General features: G+C 69.2%; 25 protein-coding genes. 13 read left to right on the top strand and 12 right to left on the bottom strand.

All coding sequences use genetic code 11. From position 1 onward, the window contains the following. Positions 1-105: 105 nt before the first annotated feature. Positions 106-765 (bottom strand): hypothetical protein, encoded by a 660-nt coding sequence (locus ACFQRE_RS00560; RefSeq protein ID WP_380117692.1) that lies wholly within the window; start codon positions 763-765, stop codon positions 106-108. A gap of 271 nt (positions 766-1,036) precedes the next feature. On the opposite strand from ACFQRE_RS00560, the gene pdhA reads away from it, so the two are divergent. The 4 genes from pdhA to ACFQRE_RS00540 are packed head-to-tail and all read left to right on the top strand — an operon-like array spanning position 1,037 to position 5,961. After that, positions 1,037-2,203 carry a pyruvate dehydrogenase (acetyl-transferring) E1 component subunit alpha gene (gene pdhA / locus ACFQRE_RS00555; protein ID WP_420192056.1) on the top strand — a complete coding sequence of 389 codons (1,167 nt, stop codon included), beginning with the start codon at positions 1,037-1,039 and terminating at the stop codon, positions 2,201-2,203. Next, on the top strand, positions 2,200-3,186 hold the full coding sequence (locus tag ACFQRE_RS00550; protein ID WP_380117690.1) for an alpha-ketoacid dehydrogenase subunit beta: 987 nt from the start codon (positions 2,200-2,202) through the stop codon (positions 3,184-3,186). The genes pdhA and ACFQRE_RS00550 overlap by 4 nt, the downstream gene beginning before the upstream one ends. A 30-nt stretch (positions 3,187-3,216) precedes the next feature. Then, entirely contained in the window at positions 3,217-4,707 is a 1,491-nt protein-coding gene (locus ACFQRE_RS00545; protein ID WP_380117688.1) for a dihydrolipoamide acetyltransferase family protein, read from the top strand. 51 nt (positions 4,708-4,758) lie between these two features. Beyond that, the gene (locus ACFQRE_RS00540; protein WP_380117686.1) at positions 4,759-5,961 is read left to right on the top strand and encodes an MFS transporter; all 1,203 of its coding nucleotides are present in this window, start codon (positions 4,759-4,761) and stop codon (positions 5,959-5,961) included. 110 nt (positions 5,962-6,071) lie between these two features. Here the strand turns inward: ACFQRE_RS00540 and ACFQRE_RS00535 are convergent, their stop codons facing one another. Genes ACFQRE_RS00535 through ACFQRE_RS00520 form a run of 4 tightly spaced genes read right to left on the bottom strand, consistent with a single transcriptional unit; the run spans position 6,072 to position 9,558 of the window. Next, positions 6,072-7,745 (bottom strand): MDR family MFS transporter, encoded by a 1,674-nt coding sequence (locus ACFQRE_RS00535; protein WP_380117684.1) that lies wholly within the window; start codon positions 7,743-7,745, stop codon positions 6,072-6,074. Continuing rightward, positions 7,742-8,215: a MarR family winged helix-turn-helix transcriptional regulator gene (locus ACFQRE_RS00530; protein WP_380117682.1), complete on the bottom strand. Its 474-nt coding sequence runs from the start codon at positions 8,213-8,215 to the stop codon at positions 7,742-7,744. The genes ACFQRE_RS00535 and ACFQRE_RS00530 overlap by 4 nt, the downstream gene beginning before the upstream one ends. Before the next feature lie 59 nt (positions 8,216-8,274). Continuing rightward, complete coding sequence (locus ACFQRE_RS00525) at positions 8,275-9,126, bottom strand: maleylpyruvate isomerase family mycothiol-dependent enzyme (protein WP_380117680.1); 852 nt, start codon at positions 9,124-9,126, stop codon at positions 8,275-8,277. 9 nt (positions 9,127-9,135) lie between these two features. After that, positions 9,136-9,558, bottom strand: coding sequence for an SRPBCC family protein (locus ACFQRE_RS00520; protein WP_380117678.1), 423 nt, complete (start codon positions 9,556-9,558; stop codon positions 9,136-9,138). 82 nt (positions 9,559-9,640) lie between these two features. Between ACFQRE_RS00520 and ACFQRE_RS00515 the strand changes: the two genes are divergently transcribed. Both ACFQRE_RS00515 and ACFQRE_RS00510 read left to right on the top strand, forming a co-directional pair. Next, positions 9,641-11,632, top strand: coding sequence for a cytochrome c oxidase assembly protein (locus tag ACFQRE_RS00515; protein ID WP_380117676.1), 1,992 nt, complete (start codon positions 9,641-9,643; stop codon positions 11,630-11,632). Continuing rightward, on the top strand, positions 11,632-12,441 hold the full coding sequence (locus ACFQRE_RS00510; RefSeq protein ID WP_380117674.1) for a carbon-nitrogen family hydrolase: 810 nt from the start codon (positions 11,632-11,634) through the stop codon (positions 12,439-12,441). Before ACFQRE_RS00515 ends, ACFQRE_RS00510 begins: the two co-directional genes overlap by 1 nt. Positions 12,442-12,462: 21 nt before the next feature. On the opposite strand, the gene ACFQRE_RS00505 is transcribed toward ACFQRE_RS00510, so the two are convergent. The 3 genes from ACFQRE_RS00505 to ACFQRE_RS00495 are packed head-to-tail and all read right to left on the bottom strand — an operon-like array spanning position 12,463 to position 13,981. Beyond that, positions 12,463-13,266, bottom strand: coding sequence for a PIG-L family deacetylase (locus ACFQRE_RS00505; RefSeq protein WP_380117672.1), 804 nt, complete (start codon positions 13,264-13,266; stop codon positions 12,463-12,465). Positions 13,267-13,322: 56 nt separating this feature from the next. Further along, positions 13,323-13,664: a DMT family transporter gene (locus ACFQRE_RS00500; protein ID WP_380117670.1), complete on the bottom strand. Its 342-nt coding sequence runs from the start codon at positions 13,662-13,664 to the stop codon at positions 13,323-13,325. Beyond that, entirely contained in the window at positions 13,661-13,981 is a 321-nt protein-coding gene (locus ACFQRE_RS00495; protein ID WP_380117668.1) for a DMT family transporter, read from the bottom strand. The genes ACFQRE_RS00500 and ACFQRE_RS00495 overlap by 4 nt, the downstream gene beginning before the upstream one ends. A 155-nt stretch (positions 13,982-14,136) precedes the next feature. Between ACFQRE_RS00495 and ACFQRE_RS00490 the strand changes: the two genes are divergently transcribed. The 4 genes from ACFQRE_RS00490 to ACFQRE_RS00475 all read left to right on the top strand — a co-directional run bounded on the left by ACFQRE_RS00490 (position 14,137) and on the right by ACFQRE_RS00475 (position 17,949). Then, complete coding sequence (locus tag ACFQRE_RS00490; RefSeq protein ID WP_380117666.1) at positions 14,137-14,505, top strand: MerR family transcriptional regulator; 369 nt, start codon at positions 14,137-14,139, stop codon at positions 14,503-14,505. Positions 14,506-14,662: 157 nt separating this feature from the next. Continuing rightward, positions 14,663-16,111, top strand: a complete 1,449-nt coding sequence (locus ACFQRE_RS00485) for a zinc-dependent metalloprotease family protein (protein WP_380117664.1) — start codon at positions 14,663-14,665, stop codon at positions 16,109-16,111. An 86-nt stretch (positions 16,112-16,197) separates the two neighbouring features. Then, entirely contained in the window at positions 16,198-17,586 is a 1,389-nt protein-coding gene (locus ACFQRE_RS00480; protein ID WP_380117662.1) for an FAD-binding oxidoreductase, read from the top strand. 102 nt (positions 17,587-17,688) lie between these two features. Continuing rightward, positions 17,689-17,949, top strand: coding sequence for a DUF6458 family protein (locus tag ACFQRE_RS00475; protein ID WP_380117660.1), 261 nt, complete (start codon positions 17,689-17,691; stop codon positions 17,947-17,949). Between the two features lie 244 nt (positions 17,950-18,193). Here ACFQRE_RS00475 and ACFQRE_RS00470 read toward each other — a convergent pair whose 3' ends face one another. Next, complete coding sequence (locus ACFQRE_RS00470) at positions 18,194-20,080, bottom strand: acyl-CoA dehydrogenase (protein WP_380117658.1); 1,887 nt, start codon at positions 20,078-20,080, stop codon at positions 18,194-18,196. Positions 20,081-20,256: 176 nt separating this feature from the next. Here ACFQRE_RS00470 and ACFQRE_RS00465 point away from each other — a divergent pair, with 176 nt between their 5' ends. Then, positions 20,257-20,817, top strand: a complete 561-nt coding sequence (locus ACFQRE_RS00465; protein WP_380117656.1) for a hypothetical protein — start codon at positions 20,257-20,259, stop codon at positions 20,815-20,817. 14 nt (positions 20,818-20,831) lie between these two features. On the opposite strand, the gene ACFQRE_RS00460 is transcribed toward ACFQRE_RS00465, so the two are convergent. After that, entirely contained in the window at positions 20,832-21,779 is a 948-nt protein-coding gene (locus ACFQRE_RS00460; protein WP_380117654.1) for a diacylglycerol/lipid kinase family protein, read from the bottom strand. A 59-nt stretch (positions 21,780-21,838) separates the two neighbouring features. On the opposite strand from ACFQRE_RS00460, the gene ACFQRE_RS00455 reads away from it, so the two are divergent. Beyond that, positions 21,839-22,630, top strand: a complete 792-nt coding sequence (locus ACFQRE_RS00455; RefSeq protein WP_380117652.1) for a DUF1206 domain-containing protein — start codon at positions 21,839-21,841, stop codon at positions 22,628-22,630. Here the strand turns inward: ACFQRE_RS00455 and ACFQRE_RS00450 are convergent. Continuing rightward, positions 22,615-23,319, bottom strand: coding sequence for a phosphatase PAP2 family protein (locus tag ACFQRE_RS00450; RefSeq protein ID WP_380117650.1), 705 nt, complete (start codon positions 23,317-23,319; stop codon positions 22,615-22,617). The genes ACFQRE_RS00455 and ACFQRE_RS00450 overlap by 16 nt on opposite strands. After that, a complete protein-coding gene (locus ACFQRE_RS00445; RefSeq protein WP_380117648.1) occupies positions 23,319-24,068 on the bottom strand; it encodes a phosphatase PAP2 family protein in 750 nt (249 codons plus the stop codon). Before ACFQRE_RS00445 ends, ACFQRE_RS00450 begins: the two co-directional genes overlap by 1 nt. Positions 24,069-24,330: 262 nt before the next feature. On the opposite strand from ACFQRE_RS00445, the gene ACFQRE_RS00440 reads away from it, so the two are divergent. Beyond that, the gene (locus tag ACFQRE_RS00440) at positions 24,331-25,320 is read left to right on the top strand and encodes a serine/threonine-protein kinase (RefSeq protein ID WP_380117646.1); all 990 of its coding nucleotides are present in this window, start codon (positions 24,331-24,333) and stop codon (positions 25,318-25,320) included. Positions 25,321-25,558 lie beyond the last annotated feature (238 nt).

Raw genomic sequence — 25,558 nt, 5'->3', positions numbered from 1 at the left:
GCGCTACTGCAACAAGAACTACTGCAGCAACAACTACTGCACCGTAAGCGGGGTGAAAGCCCCACTTACGGTGCAGTAGTTCGTTCGGGAGGTGCTGCTTTTGAGTCAGGGCGCGGCTTTGGCCGTGTGGACCTCGAAGAGCGGACCCTGCTGGCAGTAGGACATCATCTGGGTGCTGCGGGTCCCGGTCACCGTGACCCGGCCGTTCGGGACCGTGACCGCGCCGATGAGGACGAAGGTGCCCTGGTCCGACTGCATCACGCGACACCCGGCCTCCACCCCGTCCGAGACGGTGCCCGTCAGCGTCATCACCTGACCGGCCTGACTCGAGGACGGCAGGGGCACGGGGTCATCCTCCATACGCACCGTGGCGTCGTTGACCTGGAAGGGCAACGCGTCGGAACAGTTCGCGTCCATGCTGTCCATCGCGACTCCTTGGATGACGTATGCCGTGCCGCCAATGAGACTCTTCGTCTCACCGACGAGGACCCACCGGTGTGCGTCCTGGTCGTTCTTGAACACGATGCACCCGTCCTTGATCGATGTCACCCTCCCGGACATCACCGTCGGTCGCGCCCGCCCGTTCGAGGGCATGGACATGGTGGGCGAGCCGGATGCGCTGGGGCTCGGGGACGTCGTCGCAGCGGGGCTTTGCGTCGCGCCCGTGCCAGCGCCCTCTCCGGAACCACACGCGGACAGGAGGGCAACAGCGCACAGTGCGCTCACGGCATACCCGATCGGTCGTCGGCCCAGGGAAGTTCGCATAACCATGAACCTAGGACGTCGCGAGGCGGGGAAGGGTTCCGCGACCAGCGCGTTTGGGAGGCAGTGCCACCCTCGCGGTACGGTTTGGCCCAGCAGGCTTGGTGAGCCCCCTCACACCCCGAGGAACTTGCCAGACACCGCCGTCCGGGCCGCGCGCGCACGAGCGTGTGGAGCCGGCGGCCCGAGCCGGGCGTCGTCACAAGTGGCGCCCCAGGGAACAGGAGTGCCCGTGAGCGACATTGACGTCGCTGCAACGCCGCCCGTCGGCGGAATGGATCACCACGTGTCAGTGGATCCCGCAGCAGTAGAGCCCCGCGCAGCCGCCGATGGCGGCCCCGACATGGTCCAGCTCCTCACCCCTGAAGGTGAGCGCATTCCCCATGCGGAGTACGACGAGATCGTCGACGCACTGAGCCACGATGACCTGCGCGATCTCTATCGCGACCTGGTCCTCGTGCGCCGTTTCGACCTCGAGGCGACTTCGCTTCAGCGGCAGGGTGAGCTCGGCCTGTGGGCCTCCCTCCTCGGCCAGGAAGCCGCCCAGATCGGCGCCGGCCGCGCGATGCGCAAGCAGGACCACGCCTTCCCCGGCTATCGCGAGCACGGCCTCGCCTGGGCCCGTGGCCTCGACCCGATGCGCCTCATCGCGATGTACCGAGGGGTCGACAAGGGCGCCTGGGACCCGGCCGAGTTCGGCTTCCACAGCTACACCATCGTCATCGGCAACCAGAGCCTGCTGGGCACCGGCTACGCCATGGGCATCCAGCGCGACGGAGCCGTCGGCACGGGTGACGACGCGCGCGACGCCGCCGTCATCGCCTGCATGGGCGATGGCGCGACCGCGCAGGGCGACAACAACGAGGCCTTCGTCTTCGCCGGCGTCTACAACAGCCCGGTCGTCTTCTTCTGCCAGAACAACCAGTGGGCCATCTCCGAGCCCAATGCGCGCCAGACCCGCGCCCCGATCTACAAGCGCGCCGACGGCTTCGGCTTCCCCGGTATCCGGGTCGACGGCAACGACGTTCTTGCGTCGTATGCCGTGACGACCGCGATGCTCGACCGTGCCCGTTCCGGTGATGGGCCGTCGTTGATCGAGGCCTTCACCTATCGGATGGCCGCCCACACGACCTCCGACGACCCGACGAAGTACCGCATCTCGGCCGAGGTCGAGATCTGGAAGCTGCGCGACCCGATCGCTCGCTACAAGCGTTGGCTGGCCTCCGAAGGCATCGCCGACGCTGCATTCTTCGACGCCATCGAGCAGGAGGCCGACGAGCTGGGCGAGCACGTGCGCGCGGCCACGGTCGGAATGGCGGACCCGGAGGTGGGCGACATCTTCGACCAGGTCTACGTCGAGCCGCACCAGCAGGTCGAGGACGACAAGGCGACCTTCACGGCCTACCAAGAGTCCTTCGAGACGGAAGGGGCGCAGGCGTGACCACGTCCAAGTCCACGATCGCCAAGGCCCTCAACGCTGGTCTGCGCAAGGCCATGGAGAACGACCCCAAGGTCATCCTCCAGGGCGAGGACATCGGCAAGCTCGGCGGCGTCTTCCGCATCACCGAGCACCTCCAGAAGGACTTCGGCGAGGACCGGGTCATCGACACCCCGCTCGCCGAGTCCGGGATCATGGGGACCGCGATCGGCCTGGCGCTGCGCGGCTACCGGCCCGTCGTCGAGATCCAGTTCGACGGCTTCGTCTACCCGGCGTTCGACCAGATCGTCTCCCAGCTCTCCAAGCTGCACTCGCGCTCGCGCGGAGCCATCAAGGTGCCCGTCGTCGTCCGCATCCCCATGGGTGGCGGCATCGGCGCGGTCGAGCACCACAGTGAGTCCAACGAGGCCTACTTCGCGCACACCCTCGGGCTGCGTGTGGTGTTCTGCTCCAACCCGGAGGACGCCTACTGGATGATCCAGCAGGCCATCGAGTGCGACGACCCGGTGATCTTCTACGAGCCCAAGCGCCGCTACCACGAGAAGGGTGAGGTCGACTTCGACGCGCCTGCCGCGTCGCGCGACCTCTTCTCGGCGCACGTTGTCCGCGAGGGCACCGACGTGACCGTGGCCTGCTGGGGCCCGATGGTGAAGGTCTGCCTCGACGCGGCCGTTGCCGCCGAGGCGGAGGGTCGCTCGCTCGAGGTCATCGACCTGCGCTCGGTCAGCCCGCTCGACATCGACGCCATCACGCGGTCCGTCGAGAAGACCGGCCGGCTCGTCGTCGCCCAAGAGGCGCCGTCGTTCGTGTCCGTCGGGTCGGAGATCGCGGCGATGGTGACGGAGCGCTGCTTCTACTCGCTCGAGGCGCCGGTCATCCGGGTCGCGGGCTGGAACACGCCCTACCCGGCATCGAAGCTCGAAGAGCTCTACCTGCCCGACCTCGACCGCGTGCTCGACGGTGTCGACCGCGCCCTGGCCTACTGAGAATCCGGAAAGACAGAGGACGCGTTCGTTATGGCTCTTAAACACTTCAACCTCCCGGACCCCGGTGAGGGTCTCCTCGAGGCCGAGATCGTCACCTGGAACGTCAAGGTGGGCGACAGCGTCAAGGTCAACGACATCGTCGTCGAGATCGAGACGGCCAAGTCCCTCGTCGAGCTGCCCATCCCGTGGGCCGGCACGGTGTCCGCGCTGCTCGTCAACGTCGGCGACGAGGTGCAGGTCGGCACGCCGATCATCTCCATCGACGACGGCCTGGGCGGGGACTCCGCGCCCGCCACCGCCCCCGACGTCCAGGCCGGCGCGCAGAGCTCGGTGGAGGTCGGGCCGGGCAACGCGGCTGCGGCCGCCGGCGCCGAGGTCGAGGAGGAGCCGGTCAAGACGCTCGTCGGCTACGGCCCCAAGGCCGGTGGGACAGCACGCCGCGCCCGCAAGACCACCGCCGCTCCGGTGGCTGCCGCTCCGGCGCCCGTCCCCGAACCCGTGGCCCCGGCGGCAGCACCTGCTCCCGTGGCCTCCGGCGCGAAGGTGCTGGCGAAGCCGCCGGTCCGCAAGCTCGCCAAGGACCTCGGCGTCGACCTGGGCTCCGTCGTGGCGACGGGTGAGGGCGGAGTCGTCACCCGGGCCGACCTTGAGGGGTATGCCGCAGGCGCCCCTTCCGCTGCTGCCGCACCCGCCGCCTCGGCCGGGACCACGGCGGCGCCGGCAGTCGGAATCGGTTCTGGCACACCGGCATACGCCGGCGGTGGTTTTGCCGGAGGCGAACGGAAATCGGTATGGGCCGGAGGCGAACGCGAAGTCCGCGTACCCATCAAGGGTGTGCGCAAGATGGTCGCCCAGGCGATGGTCGGCAGCGCGTTCACGGCGCCGCACGTCACCGAGTGGGTCACCGTCGATGTCACGGCCACGATGGACCTCGTCGCGAAGCTGAAGAAGGATCGCGAGTTCAAGGACGTCAAGGTCACGCCGCTGCTCATCCTTGCCAAGGCGATGATCCTGGCTGCCCGTCGCAACCCCGAGATCAACGCGGCGTGGGACGAAGCGGCTCAGCAGATCGTGCTCAAGAACTACGTCAACCTCGGCATCGCCGCAGCCACGCCGCGTGGGCTCGTCGTCCCCAACATCAAGGACGCTGACCGGCTCAACCTGCGTGAGCTCGCCGAGGCGATCGGTGGGCTGACGGCGACGGCCCGCGAGGGACGCACCCAGCCGGCCGAGATGTCCGGCGGGACGATCACGATCACCAACATCGGTGTCTTCGGCATCGATGCGGGCACGCCGATCCTCAACCCGGGTGAGTCGGCGATCCTGGCGTTCGGCACGATCGCGCGCCGCCCGTGGGTCGTCACCGATGGCGATGGCAACGAGACGATCGTGCCGCGTTCGGTGACGACGCTCGCGCTGAGCTTCGACCACCGACTGGTCGATGGCGAGCTCGGGTCGCGCTATCTCGCCGACGTCGCCGCGATCCTCGAGGACCCGGCCCGCGCCCTCGTCTGGGGCTGACCAGCCAGAAGTCGGTCGAGGGCACGCGCCACTGCATGACAGAGTTGGCGCGTGCTCTCGACCTACCGTCCCCTGTTCGCGATTCCGGGTGCGTGGCGGTTCCTCGCGGCGAGCGCACTCTCGCGCGTGGGCGGCGCGATGTTTGGTGTCGCGATCATCGTCATGATTGCCACCCGCCGCGACTCCTTCGGTCTCGCAGGCGCAATCTCCGCAGGCGGCATCATCGTCCTTGCTGTGGCCGGGCCCGTCATCGGGCGCCTCGTCGACAAGCACGGCCAACGCCGCGCGTCGACGCCCTTCATCCTGCTCACCTTCGTGGCGGGTCTGCTCACCGTGGCCCTGTCCGTTGCCGGTGCACCCGCGTGGACCCTCTTTGTCTCGTATGCCGTGTCGGCCTTCCTTCCCGAGATGGGGCCCATGTCCCGGGCGCGATGGGCGTACCTCCTGCGGGACGAGCCCGACTCCTTGCACGCAGCCATGTCGCTGGAGCAGGTGGTCGAGGAAGGCACGTTCGTTCTCGGGCCCGTGCTCGGAGTCGTCGCCGCCACGATGCTCTTCCCCGAGGCGGGACTCCTTTTCGCCTACGTGATCTTCACCGCCGGCTCCCTGCTCTTCCTGGCGCAGCGTCGGTCCGAGCCGCCCGTCGTCCCGCACGATGAGCGGCCACACGGACTGGCGATCGGGCGCCCCGGCGTCGCCGCGGTCGGACTTGCACTCTTCATGGTGGGCTGCGTCTTCGGAGGCAATGAGGTGGTGGCCGTTGCCGTCGCCGACGAGGCAGGCCGCACCGGAATGAGCTCGGTCATCCTCGGGGCGTTCGCCCTGGGCTCGGCCCTGTCAGCAATTGTCTTCGGCACCCGCAAGTTCACTGGAACGATCGCCCGGCGGTTCGTGTGGTGCGCCCTGGCCATGTTCGTCCTCGAGGCGCCCGTGCTCCTCATCGACAACCTGTGGGGACTCACCGCCATGATGTTCGTCGCCGGTTCTGCGACGGCGCCGACCCTCATCACCGGCATCACGCTGGCTCAGCAACTCGTCCCACCCGCGTTCATCACCGAGGGCATCGCCGTGGCGATCACCGGCCTCCTCGTCGGCGTGGCCGCAGGAACGGCGCTGAGCGGCATACTCGTCGACTCGTGGGGCGCCCACGAGACGTTCGCGCTCCCCGTGACCGCAGCTCTCCTTGCGGCACTCATCGCCGCGGCCTGGGGCCGCAGGATCGGCCGCGCCACCCGGGCCACCCGCGCCACCTGAACCAGCCCCCCTCCTCCGCGACTTCGTGCCCCAAACGGACACGGTCCGGCGGCCGAAGGCCACCGACCCAGTGTCCGTTTGGGGCACGAAGTCGGACTTGGCGCGGGTGGTCAGGGGGTGGCGGCGTTCGCTGCTGCTGCGTCGGCGTCGTCGTTGCGCTCCTGGTAGGCCGATCCCTTGCGGAGCTCGACCTCGGGCAGGAACCACATGACGATGAAGCCGAGCACCATGACCGCTGCGCCGACGAGGAACACGTGGTCCATCGCCTCGCTGAAGCCCATGAGGAAAGGCTTGGCCAGTCGCTCATCGAGATTGGTCAGGAACGAGCTGTCCTGCAGCACACCGCTGCTGGCTGCGGCTGACCCGCCGGCCTGTGATTCTGCAAGCTGCTTCGCGAAGGCCGCGTTGGCCGGGTCGCGCAGGGCCTGCTGGAACTCCGGAGTCGGAACCACGGCCTTCATCGCGCCGGCGATCTTGTCCGGGACGAGCGAGAACAGGATCGACAGGAAGACGGCGGTGCCGATGGTGCCGCCGATCTGACGGGTGAACGTCGCGGTCGAGGTCGCGACGCCGATCTGCTGCGGCGGCACGGCGTTCTGGACGGCGAGGGTGAGCGGCTGGAAGTTGAAGCCCAGGCCCAGACCGAAGAAGACCATGACGATCATCGTCTGCCACAGGGGGGTGTCGAAGTGGATGAAGTGGAAGACGAAGAGCGACACCATGAGCAGCGCGACGCCGATGACGGGGAAGATCCGGTAGCGACCGGTGCGGCTGATGATCTGGCCCGACACGATCGAGCCCGACATGATGCCGAGCGTCATCGGCAGGAGCAGCAGCCCGGCTTCGGTCGGCGACGCCCCCTTGACGATCTGGAGGTAGAGCGGGAGCGAGGCGAGCCCACCGAACATCGCGATACCGATGAGGACCGATGCGGCCGACGCGACACCGACGGTGCGGTTGCGGAACATCGCGAGCGGCAGGATCGCTTCCTCGCCCATCCGGGCCTCCTGCCAGAAGAAGGCGGCGGCAGCAAGGACACCGACGGCGTAGCAGGTGATCGCGTTGCCCGAGCTCCAGCCCCAGTCGCGACCCTGTTCGGCGACGAGGAGCAGGGGGATGAGCGAGACCGACAGCAGCGCGGCGCCGGTCCAGTCGATGCGGTGGTTCAAGCGGGTGTGGCGCAGGTGCAGCGTCTTGGACACGAGGACGAGGGCGGCAATGCCGATGGGGACGTTGACGAGGAAGACCCAGCGCCAGCCGGTGATGCCCAGGATGGAGTCGGTGCCGGCGAGGAACCCGCCGACGACCGGGCCGAGCACCGACGAGGTGCCGAAGACGGCGAGGAAATAGCCCTGGTACTTCGCGCGCTCACGCGGCGGAACAATGTCACCGACGATCGCGAGGGCGAGCGAGAAGAGGCCACCGGCGCCGAGGCCCTGGATGGCGCGGAACGCCGCGAGCTCCAGCATCGAGGTCGAGAACGTGCAGAGGATCGAGCCGGCGATGAAGATGCTGATGGCCGTGACGAAGAACTTCTTGCGGCCATAGATGTCGGAGAGCTTGCCGTAGAGCGGCGTGACGATCGTGGCGGTGATGAGGTACGCGGTCGTCGCCCACGCCTGGTGCTCGAGGCCCTTGAGGTCGTCGGCGATGGTGCGGATGGAGGTCGCGACGATCGTCTGGTCGAGCGCGGCGAGGAACATGCCGGACATGAGCCCGACGAGGATCGTGACGATCTGACGGTGGGTCAGTGGCTGGTCCGGTGCGGGCGTGGTGGCTGTCATGCGGGGTCCTTCGGTGCGAAGAGAGGGTGGGCCTCGACGTCGTCGGCGAAGCGGCTGAGCAGGGCGTCGAAGGTGGCGAGATCGGCGTCGGACCAGCCGGTGACGACCTCGGCGAGCCAGGCGTTGCGGCGGGCCCGGACGTCGATGAGCATCTGACGGCCCTCGTCGGTGAGGGTGAGCATCTGAGCGCGCCCGTCGCTGGGGTCAGCGACCTTGGCGACGAGCCCCTGCCCGACCAGGGCGTTGACCTGACGGCTCACCGTGGAGATGTCGAGGTGGACGCGCTCGGCGATCTCGGACACGCGACGCGGTTCGTCGCGCAGGTTGAACAGGAGCGGGTAGCCGATCGGGTCGACCTTGGGGTGGACGCGTGGGGCGCGCTGCTTGACCGCGCTCATGAGCTTGATGGCGCGGACCAGCGCGTCTCCGAACGCCTCGCGAGGGTCCGTTGGTTCTGTTGCTTGCGGCATACAAGCAAGTTTGCACCCACATGGTTGTAGAGCGCAACTGTCGGTTCGGTGCCGCTCGGTCAGGGAGCGATGACGAGCGCGTCGAGGACCCGGCGGGCGACGTCCTCGTCCCCGACGACCGTGTAGTGCGTGTCGGCCGTCGCGACCCGACCGGCGGCGCGGCGAGTGGCCGCCTGCGTCGACAAGGTGATGGTCGTCGTGACCGCGGCGTCCTCGTGTTCCTGCGTTCCACCGGAGAACAGGGGTATGCCGTGTGGCTTCCCGTCGCGCTCCTCGACCCGCACGCCGGCCCTGCCCACGACCGGCCCGGTGAGGTCGAGGATGACGGCGTCCCCGGGCGTGACCCGGGCAGTGCGGGCGACTGCCTTGGGCAGGGCAGCGAACAGGGAGTGCACCGTGAGCGCTGCCCCGGGGGAGTCGAGGTTGCCGGGGCGCCCGATGGCTTCGCGGATGTCCTGCTCGTGAACCCAGAGGTCGAACACTCGGCTCTGCATCAGTCCGAGCAGCGTCGTCGGACCGTAGGGTCCGAGTGCAGGATCGTTGGCCGACGTGGTCTCGGCCTCGAGGTGGGCGATCCATGCGGTCGAGAGACTGTCGAGCTCCTCGAGCAGCTCCTCGAGTGAGCGGTCCCGTCGGGACTCGAGATACTTCTCGACGACGGCACCGAGCCCGCTGCGCACGTGGGCGCGCCCACTCACGTCGATGTCAGGGAGGTCTTCACCCTGGACCCACGCCTCGAGGCTGACAACGTGTGCGAACTGGTCCTTGACCGACCAGCCGGGGCAGTCGGTCTCGCGCTCCTCGTCGCCCTCGCGCAGGGAGTGCCCGAGGTCGACGATGGCCTGCACGGTGTGGGAGTAGGCCGTGGTGAGTTCGGGGAGGTCCTGCGGGGCCGTCGTGTTCGGGGGCATGGACCGACCCTAGCGAGTGGGGGTCGCCAAGGGATCCTGGGCGAGAGCCCTGACACGGCGCAGCGCCCACCACAGGACTGGTGCGTAGGCCGGGGCCCACCACGGAGCCGTCATCTCGACGCGACACCCGCCGTCACGGGCCCGGACGGTGTGCCCGGTCGCGGGCAGGTCAGCGACCCGCCACGACCAGTGACGAACAGGCCCCGTGCCCTGCCAGGCATCTATCCGGAACCTGACCGCAGGTCCGATCGCGGTCCACACCGTCCCTGTGGCGTCGGGACCGATTCGGCTGCCGCCGCCGTCGACGGACGCCCGGCTCACCGACGGACCCCAGCGCGGCCACTCCTCGACCCGGACGAGCAGGTCCCAGACGATCTCGGCGTCCGCCGCGACATCGAGTCCGAGGGTGAGGGGAGGCGGGGAGAGCTTCATCGTCGCCACTCTGGCACCGATCATGGTCGCGCGGGGCGGGGCACGACCGCGCGGCCGACCCGGGCTGCCTACGCTGTCTCACATGAGCACTGCCCCCACCGCCTCGCGCACACCGTTGGGCCCGGTGGCCGTCGTGACCGTGAGTGGGCTCGTCGTCGCCCTGGTCGCGGCCACCCTGGCGGGCGTCCTGTCCCCGCTCGTGCTCGATGACCCGGGCCCCGTCGTGCGGTGGGCACTGCCGCTGGTGCGCGTCGTCAGCGACCTCTCTTCGGCCGCCACTCTGGGTCTGCTCATCCTCGCGGCGTTCCTCGTGCCGGAGCGCAGGACGACCGAGCGCCGCATCCAGGCCTCGCGTCTCGCCGCCGTCACCGGGGTCATCTGGTTCGTCGCGGCCGGCCTCGGGGTCTTCCTCACCTTCGCCTCCCTCGCCGGGCTCGGCCTGGGCAACCCGGAGCTGGGGCGTCAGTTCCTCACGTTCGTGTGGTCGCTCGAGGTCACCAGGGTGCTCTCGATCTCGACGGCGGTGGCCCTCGTCGTCACCGGCGGAGCGATGCTGGCCCGCACGCGCGCGGCATACGCCTGGTTGGCTGCCCTGGCACTCACCGGCATCGTCATCGTCGCCCTCACCGGGCACTCCGCCGGGAGTGCGAGCCACGAGGACGCCGTGAACTCGCTCGGTGTCCACCTCATCGGCGTCACCGTGTGGGTCGGCGGGCTCCTCGCGATCGCCCTCATGCGACCGCGCATCGGCAAGGACCTCGGCGCCACGGTCTCGCGCTACTCGGTGCTGGCGGGCTGGTCGTATGCCGCCGTGGCCATCACCGGGTTGCAGCAGGCGGTCATCCGGCTGGGTTCGTTCTCGGGCATCACCTCCGCCTATGGCGCGATGATCGTCGCCAAGACCGCGATCATCGTCGTGCTCGGCGTCATCGGCTGGCAGCAGCGCCGCCGCGTCATCGCCAGCATCGGTCAGGGCGGCAACGCGTTCAGCCGCCTCGTGCTCGTCGAGCTCGCCCTCATGGCCGCGGCGATGGGACTCGGGGCGGTCCTCGGCCGCACCCCGCCGCCCGTGCCCGACGCCGAGCAGTCGCCCAGCGCGGTCCTCGCGATCACCGGCTTCCCCGACCCGGGCCCCATGGCGGCCGCGGACTGGTTCTCGGCCTGGCGCCCGAACTGGCTCATGGTCGGCATCGCGGTGCTCGCCGTGGGGCTGTACGTCGCGGGCGTCACCAAGCTCCAACGGCGCGGCGACGCGTGGCCGATCCACCGCACGATCCTGTGGACCCTCGGCTGGCTCATGTTCGTCTGGGCGACGAGCGGCGCCCCCGACATCTGGGGTCGTGTTCTCTTCTCGGTCCACATGGTCATGCACATGGTCGTCGCGATGGTCGTACCGCTGCTGCTGGTCCCGGCCGCGCCCCTGACCCTCGCGCTGCGGGCCCTGCCCTCACGTCAGGACCGCACGTGGGGTCCGCGCGAGGTCATCCTCCAGGTCGTCCACTCGCGCGCGCTCAAGGTCCTGGCCAACCCGGTCGTCGCTGCTGCGCTGTTCTTCGGCAGCCTGGCCGCCTTCTACTGGTCCCCGCTGTTCGAGCTGGCGCTGACCACGCACTCGGGCCACTTGCTCATGCTTGCCCACTTCTTCATCACCGGGTACCTGTTCACCTGGGTGCTCATCGGCATCGATCCGGGCCCACCGAAGTGGACGCCCGCGATGCTCCTGCTCATCCTCTTTGCGACGATTTCGTTCCACGCGTTCTTCGGGGTTGCCCTCACCGGAACGCAGTTCGTCCTCGCGCCCGGCTTCTTCGAGCAGATCAACCTCCCATGGGGGCCGCAGCTCCTCGCCGACCAGGAGCGAGCCGGTGAGATCGCCTGGGGCTTCGGTGAGGCGCCGACCCTGATCCTGGCGATCCTCGTGGCGCGACAATGGTTCAGCCGCGACCGTCAGGAGACGGTGCGACTCGACCGTCAGGCCGAGCGCGACGACGATGCGGCGCTTCGGGCCTACAACGCCCGACTGGGTCGTCTCGGCGAGGAGACCCAGGGCGACAAGAGCAAGGAGAGCGACTGATGCGCATCGCGGTCATCCAAGTGGGTTACGGCGACGAGGAGTCGATGCCGGAGCGGGTCCACCGGGTCACCGCGCTCGTGCACGACGTGGCCGACGAGCACCATCCCGACCTCGTCGTCCTCCCCGAGCTGTGGGGGCCGACCGGATTCGACTACCGCCACTGGGAGGGGCTCGCCGAAGCCCTCGACGGTCCTTGGGTCAGGGCGATGACCGAGCTCGCCACCGACATCGGAGTCACCCTCCACGCAGGGTCGTTCATCGAGCGTTTGCCCGAGGCCGGGCCAGACGGACACACCCTCGCAAACACGTCAGTCCTCGTGACATCGCGGGGTGAGCGGACGGCATACCGCAAGATTCACCGCTTTGGATTCGGCTCCGGTGAGCCGAAACTCCTCGAGGCCGGCAGTGACATCGTCACAACCCAGATCGCTTCCGGCACAGGCGAATCCGTGCGCATCGGCTTGTCCACGTGCTACGACCTGCGCTTCCCCGAGCTCTATCGCCAACAACTCGACGCCGGCGCAGAGGCCTATGTCATCCCAGCCGCGTGGCCTGCGGCCCGCGTCGCCCACTGGACCCTGCTCGGGCGGGCTCGCGCGGTCGAGGACCAGGCGTTCGTCGTCCAGTGCAACACCGCCGGCGCGCATGCCGGCACCGAGATGGGTGGGCACAGCCAGATCGTCGCGCCGACGGGTGAGGTGCTCGCTGAGGCGGGTGTCGACGAGGAGGTCCTCGTCGTCGACATCGACCCGGCGCTCGTCACGAGCACCCGTGAGGGCTTCCCGGTCCTCGCCGACCGCCGCCTCTGACCCGCACGGCTGACTGAACGGTCAGGCGTCGAGGTCGGCGAAGGGCCACGCGTCGACGATGCCCGCCGCGCGGCCCGGCTCGATGTAGAACTCGGTGCCGAACCACGCGAGGAAGATCTCGGGCGGCAGCTGCAGCATCATGCCGACGTCGCTCACCTGGCTCGCGTGGGATGCGAGCGCGGCCCGCTTCGACTCGATGTCACCCGACACGTCGACCCGCCAGTGGATCTGGGCCTCGGGGGTGCCGATGGGCTCGCCGTCCTCCATGGGCTCGTCGGGATCGAAGCCGCCCTCCTGGCCGGCCGCCTTCGCCGCTTCCCACCCAGCGCGCATGGCGTCACGGTTCATGGTGGTCTCGAGCAGCCGGGGCCGCTGGGTGGCGAGGTCGGCCGCGCGGTAGGCGACCTGGTGCACCTTGATGTGGTCGGGGTGGCCGTAGCCGCCGTGCCAGTCATAGGTCACGAGCACGTCGGCGTCCTCCTCGTCGAGCACCTCCACGAGCCGACCCGCGGCCTCGTCGAGATCGGCGCTGTGGAAGGACTCCTCGTGCGCGTTCTGGTCCCAGCCGTGCATGCCCGAGTCCAGATAGCCCAGCCACACGATGCGCTCGGCCCCCGTGACGCGCGCGGATGCCTCCGCCTCGCCGCGACGGTGGTCGGCCAGGCTCATGCCCTCGGGCAGGTCCTCGGGTGCGCTGCCGTGCTCGCCGCCCGTGCCATAGACGACGACGACGCGGTGCCCTTCGCGCGAGAGGCGCGTCATCGTGCCGGAGGTCCCGGAGGCCTCGTCGTCGGGATGTGCGTGGAGGAAGACGATCGTGGCCATGTGTCCATCCTGCCCCGTGCCACCGACACCGATGACACCCGGAGCACGCAAGCCCGTCAGCCCTCGCTGGCGGGACGATCGGACAGCTTGAGCCACACGACGCCGGCGATGATGACGGCCAGCCACATCGCCTGCGCCGGGGTCAGGGTCTCGTCGAAGAAGACCGGGCCGAGGATGGCGGCACCGACGGCGCCGATGCCGGCCCACACGGCATAGCCGATGCCGACGTCGATGGTGCGCAGGGCGAGGCTCAGGGTGAAGAGGGTCAACAGGAAGAAGACGACAGCCACGAGCGACCAGCCCAGCCGGGTGAAGCCCTCGCTCCCTCCCACGGACAGGGCGTAGCCCACCTCGAAGGCACCGGCGAGCAGCAGCACCGGCCAGGCCCGCGTGATCACGCTGCACCGCTGAGCTGGAGACCGACCACTCCGCCGATGACGGCGAGGATGCCGAGGGCCTTGCGCCAGTCGAGGCGTTGGCGCAGGACCAGGGCGCTGAGGACGACGATCCCCACGCCGGCCAAGGAGGTCCAGATCGCGTAGCCGACGCCGACGTCGAACGTGAGGAGCGCCCGGCTCAGGAAGTACGTGGCGACCGCACCACTGGCCAGAGTTGCCGCTGTCCATGACGGTCGGGTGAATCCTCTCGCCCGTTCGGCGCTGAGGGCGACGGTGATCTCGAAGATCACGGCAATGCCGAGGTGGAGCCAGTGCACGAGTGGTCCTTTCGTTGCTTCCGCACCCTGGGCGGATGCGGCCGCACCAGCGTGCAACCTCACATCGGTGTCAACTGCAAGACTGGACGCTGAGGACAGTCCCGCTGGGACAGAACGCTGCGGTCGCGGCGCCGCGGACAGGACGGAGGACGACGATGCGCATCGGTGAACTCGCGCAGGCGAGCGGAGTCAGTGCGCGCTCGTTGCGCTACTACGAGGGCCACGGGCTCATCCGGTCGGAACGCACCGCCGGGGGTTGGCGTGACTTCGACCGGTCGATGATCGAGCGCGTCGTCATGATCCAGCACCTGTTCGCCGCCGGTCTGGGCAGCGCCATCATCAATGAGCTCCTGCCGTGTCTGGAGGCGCCGCCGGAGGACCGCACCGGTGTCATGGAGCAGCTGCTCGCCAGTGAGGTCCGGCGGTTGGAAGCCAAGCGCCGCGACATCGACCGTGAGCTCGACACCCTCAAGGCTCTCCGCAACGACACCGTGATCGCCACCAGCTCATCTGTTGCGCTGTGACACAACGGGATTGACGACCCGCGGAGGGATCGGACCCAAGGCGCCTGAGTAAAAGTCCGGTCAGGAAATGCCCGTGCCTCTGGCGGGTCGCGCGCAGTTCCGCCACCCTGCGGGTGGGCCGTCCGGCCCCACCCCTGCCCCAAGGAGCGACACATCCATGTCGAAGCTCAGCCTTGCAGTCATTGTCGGCGCGAGCGCCGCGCTCATCATCCCGGCCGCCGGGGCGGTGGCGGCCCCCAGCGCCAGCGACCCCGCGCCGGGTCAGCGCGGTGTCGCCGCCCTCATCGACCGGCCGACCCCGGGAGCTCAGGCCGGCCGCCTCTTTGCCGGACGGATCGACGAGCTGGCGCGGCACAACGGCCTGCCGGCCACCCAGCTGCGCGAGATCCTGGCCTCGGACCGCACCAGCTGGGTCGACGAGGACGCGCGGCTCTACTACGTCGAGCCCATGAGCCCGGAGATGGTGGCCCAGGCGGCTTCCCGCGCCAGGGCGAACACCAGGCGACCTCCGAAGCCCCCGCAGCCCCCCACGGGCGCGGGCCCCATCGCTCCAGCGCTGTCGAGCCTGCCCGGCGCCAGCCGGGTCATCTACATCGACTTCAACGGTCACACGATCTCGGGCACCGCGTGGAACGCCAACGGCGGACCCGCGTCGGTCAATGTCACCCCGTATGACACCGACGGCGCCCCGGCCACCTTCAGCGCCGCAGAGAACGCCGTCATCACCGAGACGTGGCAGCGGATCGCGGAGGACTACGCACCCTTCAACGTCAACGTCACCACGGTCGACCCCGGCGCCGACGCCATCAACCGGTCGAGCTCGACCGACCTGAACTACGGAACCAGGCTCCTCGTCGACCCCACGTCCTGGTACCAGGCAGGCTGCGGCTGCGGCGGTGTGGCCTACGTCGGTGTCTTCGACTCGGCCAACAGCGGCTACAACCAGCCCGCACTCGTCTTCACCCAAGGTGTCGGCACCGGCGCCAAGAACATCGCGGAGGCCGGGAGCCACGAGGTCGGTCACAACCTCGGCCTCAGCCACGACGGCACGTCCGCCATCGGCTACTACCGCGGGCACGGCGCCTGGGCTCCGATCATGGGTGTTGGCTACTCCAAAGCGATCTCGCAGTGGAGCAAGGGCGAGTACGCCGACGCCAACCAGCTCCAGGACGACATCGTCGTCATGGGCCAGAACGGTGCCGGGGTGAAGGCTGCTGATCACGGCACCACGGCGGCGACCGCCACCGCCATCACGCCCGGTGCGACCGTCAACGGCGTCACGACCACTGCGGCCGACGTCGACCACTTCCGGGTGCAGCTCTCCGCTGGCTCGCACACCTTCACCGCGTCTCCCGCGGCGGTCGGAGGCAACGTCGACATCGAGCTGGCGGTCCTCGACAGCGCCGGCGGCGAGGTCGGGAAGTGGAACCCCGCGTCGGGGCAGACCTCGGCCAGCACGGCGACCGGGCTCGGTGCGGCGGGCACGCTCAACCTGGCTGCAGGCACGTACTACGTGCGCGTCGACGGCTCCGGGTTCGCCGACCCGCTGACCACCGGCTACACCGCCTACGGCAGCATCGGCGCCTTCTCGGTCCGGGTCGACTGACGATCCACTCCCTGTTGCACCGCGAGCGGGGCCTTCTCCTTCGAGAAGGCCCCGCTTCGTCGTCTGCGCTGCAACTCCTTCCTAGGATGGGCGATGTGACCGATCGCAGCGTTGCCGTCGCCGAACTCGTCGCCGCCCTCCCCGCGGGGGTGGTGGCGACGACACCTGAGGCTCTCGAGAAGTACCGCCAGGACTGGGCGCGGGATCCCGATGCCGGTATGCCGTGTGCCACCGTTCGCGCTGAAAGCGCGGCTCACGTCCAAGTGGCCGTCCGCTGGGCGGCGAGTCACGGCATACCCGTCGTTCCGCGTGGGGCGGGCAGCGGGCTGAGTGGGGGATCGTCCGCCGTCGAGGGTGGACTCGTCGTGAGCCTTGAGCGCATGACCGCCATCGAGATCGACCCGGCCGCACGCTGCGCCGTCGTCGAGCCCGGCGCCTTCAATGCCTCGGTGAAGAAGGCCGCGGCGGAGCACGGCCTCTGGTACCCACCGGACCCGAGCTCGTTCGAGATCTGCTCCATCGGCGGCAACGTCGCGACCAACGCGGGTGGGCTGTGCTGCGTGAAGTACGGCGTGACGACCGACTACGTCCTCGGGCTCGACGTCGTCCTCGCCGACGGGCGGCTGATCACGTTGGGGGGCAAGCGCATCAAGGACGTGGCTGGCCTCTCGCTGCTCAAGCTCTTCGTCGGCAGTGAGGGCACGTTGGGCATCGTCACGCGAGCAACGTTGCGGCTCATCCCTGCTCAGCTCGCACCGTCGACGCTCGTCGCAACCTTCGACTCCGTGCGCGCGGCAGCCGAGGCCGTCGTCGCCATGGGCAGGGTCGTGCGCGCGTCGATGGTCGAGCTCATGGACAGGCCGACGGTCAACCAGGTCGAGGACTTCGCGCCGATGGGTCTCGACCGGGACCGCGCCCTGCTGCTCGTCCAGTCAGATGCTCCCGAGGGTGCTCGCGCCGGCGAGATGGACGTCATCGAGAAAGCCTGCCTAGACTCCGGCGCGGTCGACGTCTTCGTGACGCACGATGCGGCCGAGGGTGAGTCGTTCGTGCGTGCCCGCAGACTCGCGTTCCCGGCAGCCGAGGCCGCGGGATCCCTGCTGCTCGAGGACGTCGGGGTGCCCGTGCCGTTGCTCCCCGACCTCGTTGCGCGCGTCGAACAGATCGGTGTCGAACGCGGCGTCGACATCGTCTGCGTCGCCCACGCCGGTGACGGCAACACCCACCCGATCGTCATGTACGACGCCTCGGACGCGGACTCCACGGAGCGCGCCCGGGCGGCATTCGAGGACATCATGACCGCTGCCATCGAGCTCGGCGGCACGATCACGGGCGAGCACGGCGTGGGCAGGCTGAAGCGCCACGCGCTCCCGGCGATGCTCGGCCCGGACGTCATGGAGCTCAACCAGCGCATCAAGGACGCCCTCGACCCCGACGGGCTGCTCAATCCGGGTGCTGTGCTCGCCGCTCGCTGACTCGAAACACCCTGACGACAGATCCGCAGGTCAGAGGCTTGGTGAGCGTAGAATTGAACCCGATCCGGGCCCCTGTCCCGGACCCGGCCACAAGGAGTGACCATGTACATCGGACTCGGAATTGTCCTCATCGTGATCGGCGCGATCCTCGCGTTCGTCCTGCAGGTGGACATCCCCGGCATGGATGACAACATGCTCGGTTGGATCCTCATCGGGGCTGGAGCCATCGCGATCCTGCTGTCCTTCGCCATGCGCGCCCGGACCCGTCCGGTGGGCTACACGGCGACCCGCTCCTCGCAGGTCGACCCGACCACCGGTTCGCGTGTCGACGAGACCCGCATCGACCCGGACTCGCGCCTCTGAGGCGAGCACACGGCATACGCCGACGGCCCCGGTGACCACACGGTCACCGGGGCCGTCGTCTGTCCGGGGAGTGCTCCCCATCGACAGGTGCGTCCGGCACTGCAAGGGTTGGTATGAGGGCAGATCGGGGCGCCTGCGCATGGAGGGGAGCGCAGGCTCCCCAGCATCTGTTTCTCGACTTCGTGCTCGTGACGGACAACTCGCTGGCGCTCGCCGTCCGTCACGAGCACGAAGTCGAGGTTTGTCAGAAGGCTGACTCCGGCACGTCCATGAGTTCGTTGTCCGTGGCCTCGGCCATGGCGCGCTCGGCGGCGAGACGCGGGAGGACCTGACGGGCGTAGAACTGCGCGGCTGCAACCTTGCCGGTGTAGAAGTCGCGATCCTTGTCGCTGACCACGCCCTCGAGAGCCTTGAGCGCGATGTCGGCCTGGTTGAGGAGCAGCCACCCGACGACGAGGTCACCAGCACCCAGGAGCAGGCGCGTGGTGTTCTGGCCGACCTTGTACAAATTGCGAATGTCGCTGTCCCCAGCGGGATTTCCACCGCGCGGGTCGGACTTCATGAGCTCGCCCACCATGTAGCCGAGGATGCCCTGGACGTTCTCGAGGCCCTCACCGAGGAGCTCGCGCTCGCGGTCGAGCTTGCCACCGTGGCCGCCGAGGTCCTTGGCAAACTCCTGGATCTGCTGGGACAACGTCGTCAGGGCCTGGGCCTTGTCCTTGATGATCTTGCGGAAGAAGAAGTCGAGGCCCTGGATGGCGGTGGTGCCTTCGTAGAGGGTGTCGATCTTGGCGTCGCGGACGTACTGCTCGACCGGGTAGTCCTGGAGGAAGCCGGAGCCACCGAACGTCTGGAGCGACTCCGTGCCCAGCAGCACCCAGGCGCGCTCGGAGCCAAGGCCCTTGACGATGGGGAGGAGCAGGTCGTTGACGCGGTTGGCCAGCTCGGCCGGGGAGCCGTGCTCGAGGGTCTCGGCGCCCGACTCGAGCTGGGCCGAGTCGACGATGTCCTGCTGGGCGGCCGTGTAGAGGACGAGTGCGCGCAGGCCCTCGGCGTAGGCCTTCTGCAGCATCAGGCTGCGGCGCACGTCGGGGTGGTGGGTGATCGTCACGCGAGGCGCGGCCTTGTCGGTCTGCTGCGTGAGGTCGGCGCCCTGGACGCGCTCCTTGGCGTACTCGAGCGCGTTGAGGTAGCCGGTCGACAGCGTCGCGATGGCCTTGGTGCCGACGAGCATGCGGGCGTTCTCGATGACACGGAACATCTGGGCGATGCCGTCGTGCACGTCGCCGAGCAGGGTTCCGGTGGCAGGCTTTTCGCCGCCGAAGGTGAGCTCGCAGGTCGTGGAGACCTTGAGGCCCATCTTCTTCTCGACGTTGGTGACGTAGACGCCGTTGCGCTCGCCGAGCTCACCGGTCTCGAGGTCCACCTCGTACTTGGTGAGGATGAAGAGCGACAGCCCCTTGGTGCCGGGGCCAGCGCCCTCGGGACGAGCGAGGACGAAGTGGACGACGTTGTCGACCATGTCGGACTCGGCGCTCGTGATGAAGCGCTTGACGCCGGTGATGTCCCAGGTGCCGTCCTCGTTCTGCGTGGCCCTGGTGCGGCCGGCGCCGACGTCGGAACCCGCGTCGGGCTCGGTGAGCACCATCGTGCAGTGCCAGTCCTTCTCGACGATCCAGCGGGCGAGCTTCTTCTGCTCGTCATTGCCGAGGATGTGGAGGAGCTTGGCGAAACCGTAGGAGGCGTTGAACATCAGCAGCGCAGGGTTCGCGCCGAGGACGAGCTCGTTCATGGCCCAGCGCAGGCTCGGCGGGGCGACGGTGCCGTCGAGCTCGGCGGGGAGGTCGATGCCCCAGAAGCCACTGTCGCGGTACGCGGCGTAGGACTTCTTGAACGACTCCGGCATCGTGACGACCTGCGTCTGCGGGTCGTAGACGGGCGGGTTGCGGTCGGAGTCCTGGAAGGACTCGGCGATCTCGTTCTCCGAGAGGCGCGTCATCTCCTTGAGCATCTCGCGCGCCGTGTCGGCGTCAAGGTCCTCGTAGGGCCCGTGGCCCAGGACGTCACCGCGACCGAGCACCTCGAAGAGGTTGAACTCGATGTCGCGCAGGTTGCTCTTGTAGTGGCCCATGCCTCCATGGTGCTACTCACGAGTAGAGGCGAGCAAGGCGGCTGGGGCCTTTGTGACTAAGCGCACGCTTAGTGGGCTGGGTCACGGTCGTGAGTGGACGGCATACACAGGCAAACGGCGGGTATGCCGTGTGCCGGTCAACGCGACCGGTGCGGCGATGTGGTTCGCTGGATCTCATGCCTGACCAGGACCGCAAGGTCGCAGCACCCGAGACCACGCCCGAGCCGAGCCCGGTGGTCGGGGAGGCCACGCGGGCGATCGACAACCACCAGCTGTGGGTGGCGCGTGACCTGTTGGCCGCGCACGTGCGCGAGGAGCGCGACGTCGAGGCGCTGCGACTTCTCGGTGAGGTGCACCACGGCATGGGCGACCTGCCGGCGGCGGGTGCGGCCTGGTTCGGTGCCGGGGTGAAGGGGCCCGAGGTCGAGGCTGCGGTCGCGGCGTGGCGTGCGGATCATGGCGACGACTTCGGTGCCATGTGGCGCTCGTTGCCCCGTTCGATCCGTCAGGAGCCGCGCTCCAAGAAGGTCGAGGCGCTGCGGGGCAAGGCGCTCGAGGCGCGAGAGGCCGCCGACGGGGCGAGTGATCCTGCCGGCAGCTCGTCGTCCGTCAGCTCGTCCTCGGGTGGCGGGATCGACGCGGCCCAGATCATCGCGTGGGTCATCGCGGCGCTCGTCGTCGTGTGCGCCATCGTCGGGCTGGTGCAGGTCCTGCGCTGGATGGTCCCCGGAGGCTGAGACGCGCGGGCGGGTCAGCGCCGCTTCACGCGGACCACCAAGGTGCCGGGATCGACGACCAGCCGTAGCCGCGTGGCCAGCCCCAGGACGTCGCCGTCGGCCTCCACCTTCTGCCCCGGGCTGACGGTGACCACGACGTCGCGACCCTGGCGGCGTTCGATGGACGGACCGTCGTCGGTCTGTCCTCGCAGGACCGTGGACGCCACACCGGCCCACTGCGCAAGGCTCTTGGGGGTGAGGGTCGCGATGTCGAGCAGTCCGTCGTCGAGGACGGCGTCAGGGAGGAGCGTGATGCCTCCGGTGAGCGTTCCGCAGTTCCCCACGACCAAGGTGCGCGCCGTGACCGGCTCGGACTTCACGCGGTCGAGAGTGACCGACAGCTGGAACCCCTCCCCGCGCAGGTTCTTGGTCGCGGCCATGACGTAGGCCGCCCAGCCCACCGTGCCCTTGAGACCCTCTGGCGCGTCGTCCATCATCGCGGCGTCGAAGCCAAGGCCGGCCATCACCGTGAAGAGGTGGGCGTTGGCGGGCCGGTGAACGACCGGTGTCGGGTCGGCCAGCTGGTCCTCGGTGGGATCGAGCAACAGCCAGCCCGCGTCGATCGTGCGGTCGACGCCGGTGAGGGCACTCGTGACGGCATCGGCCAGGTCGTCCACCGGAGCCCCGACGTTGCGGGCCAGCAGGTTGCCGGTGCCGCCGGGCAGCAGGCCCAGAGGCACACCCGTGCCTGCGAGGACCTGTGCGACCGCCCGCACGGTGCCGTCGCCACCGAGGGCACAGACGATGTCGGGCCCGTCCAGCAGCGCGTCACGCGTCTGGCCGAAGCCCGGGTCGTCCTCGGTGGTCTCGACGAACGACGACGTGCCGAACCCCACGGCGCTCGCCGCGGACTCGACCGTCCGCCGCACCGCACCGAGGTCCTCGAATTTCGTCGGGTTGGCGATTACCACAGCTCTGGGCATGGGCTGACCGTACGCCACCAAAGGCCCCCTGACCTGCGCTGTTGTGGGAGGCTGGAGCCGTGAACACCCCGGACGTCAAGAGTGCGGCACACGAGGCCGGCAACTCCGCCATCGTAGAGCGGGGGGCGAGGCTCGGCTACGCGGTGAGTGGGCTGCTCCACCTGCTCATCGCCTACATCGCACTCAAGGTCGCCTGGACCTCGGGTGGAGGCAGCGCAGACCAGTCCGGCGCCCTGGCGACGTTGGCGAGCAGCAGCGGCGGGCCCTTCATCCTCTGGGTGACCGTCGTCGGGTTCGCGCTGCTTGCGGTGTGGCAGCTCACCGAGGCCATCACCGGAGCGCACGGTGCGGAGCCCGGGGACCGGGTCAAGGCGTTGGGCAAACTCGTGGCCTATGCGGCGCTGACCTGGACTGCCTTCACGTTCGCGACGGGGTCGTCCACATCGAGCGGTGGCCAGACCAAAGACTTCACGGCCAGCCTGATGGGGCACACCGGTGGCCGGCTCCTCGTCGGCGCTCTCGGGGTGGGGGTCGCCGCTGTCGGTGGCTACCACATCTACAAGGGGTGGAAGAAGAAGTTCCTCGAGGACCTCACGGAGCACCCCGGAAACTGGGCCGTTCAGGCGGGTCGTGCGGGCTACGTCGCCAAGGGCGTTGCCCTCATCGTCGTCGGCGGTCTGTTCGTCGTCGCTGCCGTGCGCAAGGCGCCCTCGGAGGCCACCGGTCTCGACGGCGGGCTGCGAACCCTGCGCGAGGCGCCTGCGGGGTCGGTCCTGCTCACCCTCGTCGCCGTGGGCCTCGCTGCCTTCGGCGTGTACTGCGGGGCACGGGCGCGCTACGCCCGGGTCTGACCGCTGGGGCGCTCACGACGCAGGTAGCCCCAGGCGAGCAGGGCGCTGAGGATGCCGTTGACCGCTCCCATGGCGACATCGCTCGGGTGGTGCATCCCGCGATAGAGCCGCGCATACGCCACGAGGAACGGCGCGATCCCGCACAGCACGGTGACCACCGTGCGCAGGACCGGGTGGGTGATGCGGCTGGCCATGAGCACGAGCGAGAGGTACAGCGCCGTGGAGGCCCCCTGGTGACCGCTGGGGTAGCTGGAGGTCGGCGGTGCGGGGTCGAGGTGGCTGACCTCCGGCCGGGCACGCCCGACGATGGCTGCCGCGATGACGAAGATCGTTGCCTGGAGCGTGATCGCGAGGACCGGGACCACGGCATACCACCACTGCTTCGTGCGCCACCACACGATCAGCGCCACGAGCACTGCGACGCCGATGACGTACTCGGTGTTGCCGATGTGGGACCACACCATCGTGACCGAGTCCCAGGTGGGCGTGCGACCGGCGGCCAGGTCCCTGTTGACGGACTCCTCGCTCGACCCCACGCTCTTGAGGGGACCGGCGAGGAGCAGCCCGATGCCCACGATTCCCGCGAAGAGGAGGAGCGAGGGTGCGACGGCACGGACGGCGGCGTCCTTGAGGGCGGAGCCGACCGACGGCCTCCTCGTGTCGTCCTCGTAGCGGGTGAGGAAGGCCATCAGGTGCGCTCCTTTGTGGTGGTGGTGGTGGTGGTGGTGGTGGTGGGGTCGGGGTCGGGGTCGGGGTCGGGGGACGGTGGCCTCCAGTCGACGTAGCCCACGTAGGACGCGCCGACGAGGCCCACTCCGAGCAGGACGCCGGCCGTGACGTCGGAGGGGAAGTGGACGCCGAGGAAGACCCGGTCAAGGCAGGTCAGGAGGACGAGGACTGAGGCGACGGCGACCGCGGCGACCTTGGCCGCACTGCGGTGCAGGCTCGGCCAGAGCAGCAGGACCATCGTCGTCGCCGCGATCGTCGCGTTGGCCGCGTGCCCGGAGGGGAAGGAGTAGCCCGGAGCGTGCGAGACGGGGTCGGGCACGACGGGCCGGGCGCGCTGGACGAGGTACTTGACGTCGAGCGCGAGGTTCCAGCCCACCATCATCGTCACGAACGCCCAGAGCGCGCGGGTCGTGAGGTGCAGGCTGCGCCACACCCACAGGCAGACCAGGGTGGCGACGGCATAGAGGCAGGTGGGGCTGCTGAGCCGCTGCCAGGTGAGCAGGAGGCGCAGCAAGCCCGGGTGCTCCCTCGTGACGTCGGTCGCCCACCCGATCGCGGCCCTGTCGGCATCGATGAGCGGGTCGAACTGGGTGCGCACGAGAAACGCGAGTGCCGTGACGACGAGCGCGACGACGAGGCCATAGGCCACGGCCCGAGCGACGCGTCGCAGGCGACTGCGAGCCCGGGTTGCGGCATCTGCGCTGGTCACCGGGCCTGTCTACCAGAGGAATTACGGCAATGGACCGCTGACGGCGACCGCGTACGACGGGACGGGGAAATGGGGGGTGCGGGCCGGGCCGACACCGGCCGGCGCGGCTCGCAAGGCGGTGGTCGACGGCTGGCCGGGGGCCGCTCATGCGTCGTGCTCTGACGCCCGCTGCAGGCCTGCGACCTGCGACAATGGTCTCCAGTCATCCCTCCACTCCGGAGGGAGCCCACCCGCTCAGGACTCTCGTGACCACCGTTTCCCCGTGCCTCTCGACACCCGGCGCATCTCCCGCCGCGGGCGTCCCGGATGCTCGCTCATGATCTACGCTCCCGGACTGCTCCTGAGCAACCGCTACCGCCTCGAGGAGCTCATCGCCGAGGGTGGTATGGGTCAGATCTGGCGCGCCATGGACGAGACGTTGCAACGGCCCGTCGCCATCAAGGTCCTGCGACCCGGCGGCGACGGCGACGAGGCCTTCGTCGAGAGGTTCCGCGTCGAAGCAGTGAACTCCGCCGCCCTCCAGCACCCCAACATCGTCACCGTGCACGACTTCGGCGAGGGCGAGCACTCAGCCTTCCTCGTCATGGAGCTGATCGAGGGCAAGCCGCTGTCCGCGGTCATCGCCGAGCAGGGGCCCATGCCCGCCGAGGAGGTCACGGAGATCCTGCACCAGACCGCGTCGGCGCTCCAGGCCGCTCATGAGGCCGGTGTCGTCCACCGTGACGTCAAGCCGGCGAACATCGTGGTCGATGACGACGGCTACGCGCGGCTGACGGACTTCGGCATCTCCAAGGCGATGTCGGGCTCCGCCCTGACCCAGACCGGCGAGATGCTGGGCACGGCGCACTACCTCGCTCCCGAGCAGGTCCAGGGCCGCCCCGCCACACCTGCCAGCGACATCTACGCGCTGGCGGTCGTCGGGTTCGAGATGATCACCGGCACGCGGCCGTTCGCCGGGGAGTCGATGGTCACGACCGCGCTCGCGCACGTGGGTCAGCCCGCGCCGGAGTTGCCGGACTCCGTGCCCGAGCCCTTGCGCACGACCGTGCTGGCTGGCCTGGCCAAGCTGCCCGAGCAGCGTCCGGCGGACGCTGCGGCCTTCGCGGAGGCTCTGCGCCTGCCGGCAGGGACGGCACCTGCTCACCTGGTCGAGGGGGCCGCGTCCGCCGTCAGCCCCGTGGTGGCCGGGCTCCCGGACGGGATGTTCACGCCTTACCCGCCGGCGCGCGTCGACACCGCCTCGGAGGCCTGACCGCCGTCCGGGCCCCGCTTGGGCCGACCGCCGCGCGAATGCGTCAGCAGCTGGTGGAGGTTGTGTGCAGGTTCGCGACCTGCGCACCGGTACAGCGGCTACTTGGTGGAGGTAGACGTCTAGTAACACCTGGTCCTTTTGTCGTCACATATGTCGCTCACTGGAGTGACGACGCCCAGGTCACATCGGGCTCTGGGCGGGGGTCCTAGCCAGTCGGAGACTGGGGATGTCTCCACCG

It is taken from the genome of Knoellia pratensis (genome assembly GCF_042666395.1).
Taxonomy (GTDB): domain Bacteria; phylum Actinomycetota; class Actinomycetes; order Actinomycetales; family Dermatophilaceae; genus Knoellia; species Knoellia pratensis.
Note: the sequence above shows the minus strand (reverse complement) of the source record. Positions and strands in the feature narration are given on the sequence as shown.